This is a genomic window from Streptomyces prasinopilosus (assembly GCF_001419695.1).
GTDB classification, from domain to species: domain Bacteria; phylum Actinomycetota; class Actinomycetes; order Streptomycetales; family Streptomycetaceae; genus Streptomyces; species Streptomyces prasinopilosus.
The window spans coordinates 1-9,446 of the sequence record NZ_LIRG01000272.1 but is presented as its reverse complement, the minus strand read 5'-3'; the positions used below and the strand labels follow the sequence as shown (position 1 = coordinate 9,446).

The window sequence follows — 9,446 nt, the reverse complement described above, 5'->3', positions numbered from 1 at the left end:
CCGGGGCAGCGCCACCGCGGTGTCCCTGCCCCGGGACCTGATGGTGCACGTGCCGGACTGCCCGGGCCGGGACGACACCCGCGCCGGGCCCGTTTTCACGATGTTCAACCGGGCGTTCCAGGAAGGCGGTTCCGCCTGCGCCGTCCGCACCGTGGAGAAACTCACCGGCATTCGCGTGGACCATCACGTCGTCGTGGACTTCCACGGCTTCAAGGAGATGGTCGAGGCGGTCGACGGCGTCGAGGTGTGCCTGCGCGAACCCGTCGACGACGAGGCGGCCGAACTGAAGCTCCCCGCGGGCCGGGTGACGCTGAACGGGGAACAGGCCCTCGGCTATGTCCGCGCCCGCAAATCCCTCGGTGACGGCAGCGACACACACCGTATGGAACGCCAGCAGCGGTTCCTCGGGGCGCTCGTCAACAAGGTGAGCGGCAATGACGTCCTGCTGAACCCGGCCAAACTGTATCCCGTTCTGAACGCGGCCACTTCGGCATTGACGACCGATCCGGAACTGGCGAACCTGCGGGGTTTGTACGAACTCGTCCGCGGGCTCCGCGACATCCCCGCGGAACATGTGCAATTCCTCACCGTCCCCCGGGAGCCGTACCCGGACGACGCCGACCGGGACCGGCTTTCACAACCCGCGGCGCACGAGCTGTTCGAGCGGTTGCGCAGGGACGCACCGGTCACGGTCGCACGGGACGCACCGCGGAGTTCCGGCACGGAATCCGGAACCGCCGCCCCGGCCGGGAATTCGGACGGCGCGAACACCGTAAGTGACGGTGGAGTCACTCCGGATGAATCCGGGGGACGGCCGGGGGGAGCACCCGAAGAGGCTTCTCCCGCACCGACGTTCTCCGGGAGCACGGCCGCCGAGGACGCCTGCGCGTAAAGCGGTTGCACAGGTGGCCCCCGGGCCGGGAACTCATGTCAATAGATATGAGCGAATTGCCCAGTTGTATGGATGTGGAATGTGCCACGGGCGTCGCCGGAGGCCGTTCCGTGCCGTTAGTGTGAGCGCTCCCGGTGCGCGCGTTCCTGAGATTCACCCTGTCGTCGCGCACTGTGTGACCGACCGAGCGCCTGGGAGGGGAAAGGCGCCGCGTGGCACCGACGGAGGACGCAAACGACCGTGGACGCGCAAAGCCGTGGACGGGGTGGCGACATCGACCCCGCAGACCAGTGGGTACTCAACCCGGACACCGGCGATTACGAACTGCGACTGAATCATTCCGCACCGCAGCGGCCGGTTCCCTCTCCCCGCAGGCCGCGTTCCTCCGGTGGGGGCCCGGACGGCGGCGCGGGCGCGAAGAAGGGCTCCGGCTCCGCCGGTGACCCCGACGCCCCGCGCGGCCGTACCGGCGCTCCCGGGCGCACGGCGGAGCGGCCCGCCGGCCGCAGGGCGGCCGAGCGCAGGACGCCCGAGCGCGGGACCCCCGAACGCGAGGGGACGTCACGCAGGCGCCGGGACGTTCCCGAGGAGCCGGCGGCCGGCCGGCGCGGACGCCGGCCGGCGAAGAAGAAGTCGAAGGCGAAGAAGGCCCTGCTGTGGACCGGCGGGACGATGGCCTTCGTGGTGCTCGCCACCGCCGTGGGCGGCTACCTGTACCTGGAGCACCTCAACGGCAACATCAACTCGGTCTCCGACGACGGCGCGAGCACCGGTGGCTTCCAGAAGGACAAGGCCATCAACATCCTGCTGATCGGCACCGACAAGCGCACCGGCTCGGGCAACGAGGGCTACGGGGACGCGGGCAGCGCCGGGCACGCGGACACCACGCTCCTGCTGCACGTCTCCAAGGACCGCACCAACGCCACCGCCCTCAGCATCCCGCGCGACCTCATCGTCGACATCCCCGACTGCCCCACGCGGATGGAGGACGGGACGGAGAAGACGATCCCCGGCTCCAGGGGCCGCTTCAACACCAGCCTCGGCCAGAACGAGCGCACGCCGAGCTGCACCATGCGGACGGTCACCGAGCTGACCGGGATCACCCCGGACAACTTCATGGTGGCGGACTTCAACGCGGTCAAGACGCTGACCACGGCGGTCGGCGGGGTCGAGGTCTGCCTCGCCGAGGACGTCAACGACAAGGACTCCAAGCTCAATCTGTCCGCCGGCACGCACACCATCGAGGGCGAGGAGGCCCTGGCGTTCGTCCGCACCCGGCACGCGTGGGGCAACCAGGGCGACCTCGACCGCATCAAGGTGCAGCAGCAGTTCCTCGGCGCGCTGATGCGGCAGCTGAAGTCCAGCGACACCCTCACCAGCCCGACGAAGATGGTGAAGCTCGCGGAGGCGGGCACCGAGGCGCTCACCGTCGACTCCCAGCTGGACAGCATCAACAAGCTGAAGGACCTCGGCCTGGAGCTGGGCAAGCTCAACATCAAGAACCTGGCGTTCATCACGCTGCCGGTGAAGGACAACCCCGCGGAGACGGTGCGGGCGACCGTCGTCGTGGACGACGCCAAGGCGCCGGAGATATTCGAGCTCATCAAGAACGACGTGTCCTTCACCGAGGTCAAGCAGCAGGAGAAGAAGGAGAAGGCCGCCGTCGCCGCCCGCCTCAAGGGAACCAAGGCGCCGGCCTCGGACGTCCGGGTGCGGGTCCTCAACGGCGGCGGTCCGTCGGGCAGCGCCCAGGAGACCGTCTCCTGGCTCCAGCTCAAGGAAGGCGTCAGCAAGTCGGAGAACTCCGGCAACGCCGACGAGACGCTCGAGAAGACCACCCTCGAGTACGCACCCGACCAGGCCGCCCAGGCCCGCCGCCTCGCCGACATCCTGGGCCTGTCCGGCTCGGGGATGAAACCGGGTGAGAGCGTCACCAACTCCCAGGGCCTGCCCACGATGACGCTGACCCTCGGCGAGGACTTCAAGGGCGCGGGCGTCCCCCTCACCCCTCCGTCCAAGGCGTCGGACGACATCAAGAAGTCCACGTCCACGGCGGACAAGGTCGAGTGCGCGCAGTGACGCGCCGCAGGGCACGCCGCACAGCCCGCCGCACGACGCGCCTCGCGGTGCGTCGTGCGGCGTGTTCCGCGGACTCTCGCGCGGCGGGTCGCGGAGTGTCGCGCGGCGGGTCGCGCGGGGCGCGTGCCGATCCCGCGCGGGGCGCCCGGACGGCGTGAATCTCCCGGGAACGGCGCCTCCACGGCGTCATTTCCCCACCCAATGGGGCGGTTTACCCCTTTTCATGGACGAGGAATTCGTCACTGAGGCCCCGTCCCGCTCAGGTCGGCGGCTAGTGTGAACGCTCCAGTGCCCCGGCCGCGAGGACCGTTCCGGCGTCGCGCGCACGGTGGTGACCAGTACGCGCGGCCACCCTCCGGAGGGGGGAGGGTGCCGTGTGGCCCCGACGGAGGATCGGACGAGCGTGGACGCGCAGAGCCGTGGGCGGGCGGACGATGTCGACCCCGCAGACCAATGGGTACTCAATCCGGCCACCGGTGAATACGAACTGCGACTGGACCCTTCCGCACCGCGGTCGTCCGTCCCCGGCCCCCGCAGGGGCTCCCCGCACACCGCGCACCACCCCGCCCCGCCCGGCGGCGCGGGCCACCCGTACGGCACCGTGCCCGGTGGCCCGTGGACGCCCGGCCACGAGGTCCCGCCGCCGCGGCGCGGCGCTCCCGGGCCGCCGCCCGGACGCCGCCCGGGCCGCTCGGGACAGCGCAGGCCGAAAGCGCGCAGGGCCCTGCTGTGGACCGGCGGGACGATGGCCTTCGTGGTGCTCGCCACCGGCACGGCCGGCTACGCCTACCTGAAGCACCTCGAGGGCAACGTCCACACGACCGACGTCGGGGACGCGGGCTCGGGCGACTTCAGCAGGGACGAGGCCTTCGACATCCTCGTCCTCGGCACCGACAAGCGCACCGGCTCGGGCAACGACGGTTACGGGGACGCGGGCAGCGTCGGGCACGCCGACACCACGATCCTGCTGCACGTCTCCGAGGACCGCACCAACGCCACCGCCCTCAGCATCCCGCGCGACCTGATAGTCGACATCCCCGACTGTCCGACGAAGCTGGAGGACGGGACGGAGACGGTGGTCCCGGGTCTGCGCGGCGCCCGCTTCAACCGGAGCCTCGGCGAGGGCGGCCGGGACCCGGGCTGCGTGATGCGCACGGTCGAGGAGGTCACCGGCATCAAGCCCGACCACTTCATGATGGCCGACTTCAACGCGGTCAAGACCCTCACCTCGGCCGTCGACGGCGTCGACGTGTGCGTGGAACACCCGGTGCACGACAAGCTGTCGAAGCTGGAGCTGCCCGCGGGCACGTCGAGGGTGGAGGGCGAGCAGGCGCTCGCCTTCGTGCGGACCCGGCACAGCTTCGGCAACGAGGGCGACCTCGACCGGATCAAGGTGCAGCAGCACTTCCTGGCCTCGCTGATGCGCAAGATGTCCTCCGGCGACACCCTCACCAACCCCGCCAAACTGGTGAAGCTGGCCGAGGCCGCCACCAACGCGCTGACCGTGGACACCGGCATCGGCAGCGTGGGCACGCTCAAGGACGTCGCCCTGGAGCTGAGGAAGGTGCCGCCGAAGAACATCGCGTTCACCACGGTGCCGGTGAAGGACAACCCCGCGGAGGCGGTGAAGGCGACCGTCGTCGTGGACGACGCCAGGGCCCCCCGGCTGTTCGACGCGATCGCCGGCGACGTGTCGCTGACCGAGGTGGAGGAGAGGCGGGAGCGGAGGGAGAAGGCCGCCGTCGCCGCCCGCCTCGAGGGCACCAAGGCACCGGCCTCCGAGGTCCGGGTGCAGGTCCTCAACGGCGGCGCCCCGGCGGGCAGCGCCCAGCGGATGCTCAGCCGGCTCCAGGTGGAGGAGGGCGTCAGCAAGTCGGAGAACGCCGGCAACGCCGACCGGACGCTCCGGAGGACCACCCTCGAGTACGCGCCCGACCAGGCCGGCCAGGCCCGCCGCCTCGCCACCATCCTGGGCCTGTCCGGTTCGGCACTGAAGCCCGGCGGGAGCGTCACCAACTCGCAGGGGCTGCCCGCGATGACGCTGACCCTCGGCGAGGACTTCACGGGCGCCGGCTCCCCGCTCGACGGCTCCGCGGCCGGGCCTCCGGACGTGGAGAAGTCCACGGCGGACGAGGTCGAGTGCGCGAGCTGAGACCCATCCGGACCGCCTTCGCGGACTCCCCGAAAGTTGTTGCCGCGGAATTGCCGTCCCAGGGCAACTGACGGGCCCGTCGTGCGTCTAACAAGAGCAGGACAGGCCAGTTTCCACGAGGGCGAGGAGTACCAGGGGTGGGAAGGGCGACGGAAGTGACGCAGCGCGCCGCGCGGGAGACGCTCCGCGACGAGCGGCGTGACCCGGGCCCGGACGACGATCCCGCCGGCGCCCCCGCCGACGGCGACGAGCACCCGGCGGGCGGTGACGACGGCGGGGCGGCGCCCTCCCCGGACGGTGACGACGGCGGCATACCCGCCTCCGGCGAGGACGGCGGCACACCCGCGTCCGGCGGGGACGCGCCCGGCCCGGGCGGGGGCGGCCGCCGCCCGCGGCGCCGGATGTTCAGGTGGGTCGCCGCGGTCCTCGCGCTGGTCCTGTTCGGCGCGGCCGGGGCCGGCTACGTCTACTACCGGCACCTGAACGGCAACATCAAGCAGAACCCCCTGAACCTGGGGGACACCAAGGTCGCCAAGCCCACCCCGAACGCCGCCGGGCAGACCCCGCTGAACATCCTGCTGATCGGCTCCGACGCCCGGGACAGCAAGGAGAACCAGGACCTCGGCGGCGCCCGCGAGACGTTCGGCTCGACACCGCTGGCCGATGTGCAGATGCTGCTGCACCTGTCCGCCGACCGGACCAACATGTCCGTGATCAGCATGCCCCGCGACACCCTCGTCCAGATCCCGAAGTGCACCGACCCCGAGGACGGGACGGTGTACGAGGCGAGCAACGGGCGGACGATGACCAACCAGAGCCTCGGCCACGGCGGTCCGGGCTGCACCGTGGCCACCTGGCAGGAGCTCACCGGCATCCACATCGACCACTTCGTCATGGTCGACTTCGCCGGTGTGGTCGCCATGGCCGACGCCGTCGGCGGCGTCCCCGTGTGCGTGGACGCCAACATCCTCTCGCGCGACAGCCGGGGCCACGGATCCGGGCTGAAGCTGCCCGAGGGCACCCACCCGGTCAAGGGCGAGCAGGCCCTGCAGTGGCTGCGCACGCGCTACGGCTTCGAGGACGGCAGCGACCTCGCCCGCGCCAAGGCCCAGCACATGTACATGAACTCGCTGGCCCGCGAGCTGCGCGAGAACGCCGACCTGAGCAACCCCAACAAGCTGCGCAGGCTGGCCGAGGAGGCCACCCGGGCGCTCACCGTCGACCCCGGCCTCGACACCGTCAAGAAGCTGTACGACCTCAGCAACGAGCTGCGCCGGGTGGACCCGGAGCGCATCACCATGACCACGATGCCCAACCGGTACGTGGGAGCCCGCGTGGAGCCGACGGAGGACGCCGAGCAGCTGTTCCGGCTGGTCCGCGAGGACATCGCGCTGGACGGCAGGGACGAGAAGCCGGCACCGGCCGCGGAGGCGGCGAGGGAGGAGAAGCCGGCCGTGTCCGCCGAACCGGCCGCCCGCGACGACAGAATCGCGGTCCGGGTCGTCAACGGCACCCGCACCGACACCCTCGGCCTGGCGTCCGGCCGTGCGGGCACCGTGGCCGGGCTGCTCCGGGAGAAGGGGTTCACCGGCGCGACCGCCGACACCGTCGGCGCCCTGAGCGAGCCGCTGACGCTGGTGCGCTACCCGAGCGCCGACCTGCGGGGCGACGCCCTGCGGATCGCCGGGGCGCTGGGCGTTCCGGAGAGTGCGGTACGGCAGTCCACCGACGTCTCCGGGGTCACGCTCGTCGTCGGTGCCGACTGGCGCGAGGGAACGGCGTACGAGGCGCCCGAACAGGACGACACGACCCCCGAGTCGGCCAGGGCCCTCAACGGGGCCGACGACTCCGCCTGCATGGAGGTCGACCCGGCCTACACCTGGTCCTGACCGGGAGCCCGTCACGAGGTCCGGAGCCCGTCACGAGGCCCGCCCCGGAGCCCGTCACGAGGCCCGTCGCGCGTGGCGGACCGCTCCGCGGTCCCGTGGGCACCCGGTGACGGGGTCCCGCCTCCCCCGGAACACGCAGGCCGGGGCGGGGGTCCGTGCGTCCTGTGGTGGTCATGGGACGAGGGGCGTAGGACTGAAGGGCGGGGGCCGGCCCGCGGCTCCCGCCGTTCCCCCGGGAGGAATCATGACCCAGCAGTCTGCCGCCGCGGCCCCGATGAGCAAGGAGATGCAGGACTGCGTCCAGGCGTGCATGGCCTGCCACAGCATCTGCGAGGAGACCATGAGCTCCTGTCTGCGGATGGGCCAGGCCCCCGCGCAGATCATGGGCGCCCTCATGGACTGCGCCGACGTGACCCGCATGTGCGCCGACATGATGATGCGCCGCTCGCCGCTGGCCACGGAGATGTGCGCGATGTGCGCCCGGGCCTGCGACCTGTGTGCCGAGGCCTGCGCGGCCATGCCGGACGACGCGCAGATGACGCGCTGCGCGGAGGCGTGTCGCCGCTGTGCCGAGTCCTGTCGTGCCATGGCGGGCGCCACGATGTGAAGCACCGGACGCCGGACCCGGCCGGGGGCCGCCCCGCGGGGTGCCCCCGGCCGCGCCGCGGGCTCAGTCGCCCTTGACGGTGACCTTCTCGTCGTTCTTCAGCTGGTTCACCAGCTGCGCGACCTTCGCCTTGTCCCAGAGCAGGTTGCCGCCGGAGGAGCCGGCGACGGGCATGTTCAGGGAGGTGCCGTCACCGCCGCTGACGCCCTTCATCGCCCAGAACATGCCGGCCAGGTCGAACAGGCCCATGTCCTCGTCGACGATCAGTGAGTCCAGGCCCGCGCCCATGGTCGGGTACAGCTTGAACGGGTTCAGGACCGTGCCCGGCGTCGCCACCTGGTTCGCCAGGGCGGAGAGGAACTTCTGCTGGTTCTTCGTGCGGTCCAGGTCGGAACCGGCCAGCGCGTACCGGGTGCGGACGAAGGCGAGGGCCTCCTCGCCGTTCAGCGTCTGCCTGCCCTTCTCGAAGTCGGCGCCGGACTTGGTGTCCTTGATGTCCTGCGGGATGTCCATCTCCACGCCGCCGACCGCGTCCACGATGTTCGCGAAGCCGGCGAAGCCGATCTCCACGTAGTGGTCGATGTGCAGGCCGGTGTTGAACTCGACCGTACGGACCAGGAGTTCGGGACCGTCCTCGGCGTAGGCGGCGTTCAGTTTCACCTGCCGGCCCGTGCCCTGGAACGTCTTGCCGGACTCGGAGCCCTTGAAGGTGGGTATCTCCACGTTCGAGTCGCGGGGCAGCGAGATCAGGGTGGGGCCGTTGCTGCCGGTGTGCAGGATCATCATGGAGTCCGTGCGCTTGCCCTCGGCCGACCCGGTGCGCAGCTTCTTCTTCTGCTCGTCGGTCAGCCCGGCCCGGCTGTCGGAGCCGACGATCAGGTAGTTGGTGCCCTCGCCCGCCTCCGGCCGGTCGAGCACGATGGACAGGTCGACCTCGCGGTTGAGCTTGGAGTCGGCCCAGAAGTAGGTGCCCACGGTCGTCACGACCAGCACGGTCGCGGCCGCGATCGCCGTCACCTTGATCCGGCGGCGCCAGTCCGGCGCGGGATGCCGCGCGGAGCGTCCGCCGCCGCCCGGACCGCCGAAGCCCCCGCCGGCCGGGGAGCCGTAGACCTGGCCGGTGTTGTAGTCGTTGTAACCGCCGCCGTGCCCGCTGCCGTCCACGTACGACGGCTGCGGCGGCACCGACCCGCCGTGGGCTCCCTGGCCGGGAGGGCCCGCCGGGCCGCGGCGGACCTGGCGCATGACGCGGGCGCCCTCGGGCCGTTCGCTCGCGCTGCCGCGCCCGTAACGGGAGCCGCGGTTGTCGTGGGGCCGTGCGTCGGGCCAATCAGTCATGCGCCATAGTGTGCAGGTCCGGGGCGTGCGCCGTACCAGTCCTCGGGAAATAGGGGCGGCGCTGTTGCGAAGCTGACACAAAATCCCGGGTCTCCCTCTCGGCATAAGGTGGAGGCCATGACAGATCAGGCCCCAGCCCCACTCCCGGAGAGTCCGGGCATCCCCGACATACCCGGCAAGCCCGTCTCGGCGTCGCGGACGACCCTCAGCCACATCATGACCCACAACGACACCAACCTCCTGGGTACGGTGCACGGCGGCGTGATCATGAAACTCGTCGACGACGCGGCCGGGGCGGACTCGTTCCACCGCTCGGCCAGGACCCGTACACCGACCTCCATGGACGTCCGGCCGGTCCAGTTGACCTGGGCCTTGACGTGGACCAGGTCGCCCACACGGACCGGTTCGAGGAAGGCCATCTCGTCCATCGACGCGGTGACGGCGGGGCCGCCGGAGTGCCGTCCGGCGACCGCCCCGGCCGCGTCGTCG

At 71.3% G+C, this 9,446-nt stretch carries 7 protein-coding genes; 5 read left to right on the top strand and 2 right to left on the bottom strand.

What is annotated here, in order from left to right; translation table 11 throughout:
• The 5 genes from AOK18_RS12820 to AOK18_RS12800 all read left to right on the top strand — a co-directional run.
• A partial coding sequence (locus AOK18_RS12820; RefSeq protein WP_055694423.1) for an LCP family protein occupies positions 1–892 on the top strand: 892 nt, incomplete at its 5' end.
• A 240-nt stretch (positions 893–1,132) separates the two neighbouring features.
• Positions 1,133–2,971, top strand: coding sequence for an LCP family protein (locus AOK18_RS12815; RefSeq protein WP_055694420.1), 1,839 nt, complete (start codon positions 1,133–1,135; stop codon positions 2,969–2,971).
• Between the two features lie 403 nt (positions 2,972–3,374).
• Positions 3,375–5,123 (top strand): LCP family protein, encoded by a 1,749-nt coding sequence (locus AOK18_RS12810; protein ID WP_079104983.1) that lies wholly within the window; start codon positions 3,375–3,377, stop codon positions 5,121–5,123.
• Positions 5,124–5,278: 155 nt separating this feature from the next.
• On the top strand, positions 5,279–7,012 hold the full coding sequence (locus AOK18_RS12805; RefSeq protein WP_420865603.1) for an LCP family protein: 1,734 nt from the start codon (positions 5,279–5,281) through the stop codon (positions 7,010–7,012).
• 244 nt (positions 7,013–7,256) lie between these two features.
• The gene (locus AOK18_RS12800; RefSeq protein WP_055694419.1) at positions 7,257–7,619 is read left to right on the top strand and encodes a four-helix bundle copper-binding protein; all 363 of its coding nucleotides are present in this window, start codon (positions 7,257–7,259) and stop codon (positions 7,617–7,619) included.
• Between the two features lie 63 nt (positions 7,620–7,682).
• On the opposite strand, the gene AOK18_RS12795 is transcribed toward AOK18_RS12800, so the two are convergent.
• Entirely contained in the window at positions 7,683–8,957 is a 1,275-nt protein-coding gene (locus AOK18_RS12795) for an LCP family protein (protein ID WP_167738677.1), read from the bottom strand.
• Between the two features lie 125 nt (positions 8,958–9,082).
• On the bottom strand, positions 9,083–9,446 hold a 364-nt coding region (locus AOK18_RS35235; RefSeq protein WP_420865602.1), incomplete at its 5' end, for an acyl-CoA thioesterase.

What these genes read in the sequence shown, in the direction of transcription:
- AOK18_RS12800 (WP_055694419.1), top strand. Translation starts at nt 7,257, where the DNA reads ATGACCCAGCAGTCTGCCGCCGCGGCCCCGATGAGCAAGGAGATGCAG.
- AOK18_RS12795 (WP_167738677.1), bottom strand. Translation starts at nt 8,957, where the DNA reads ATGACTGATTGGCCCGACGCACGGCCCCACGACAACCGCGGCTCCCGT.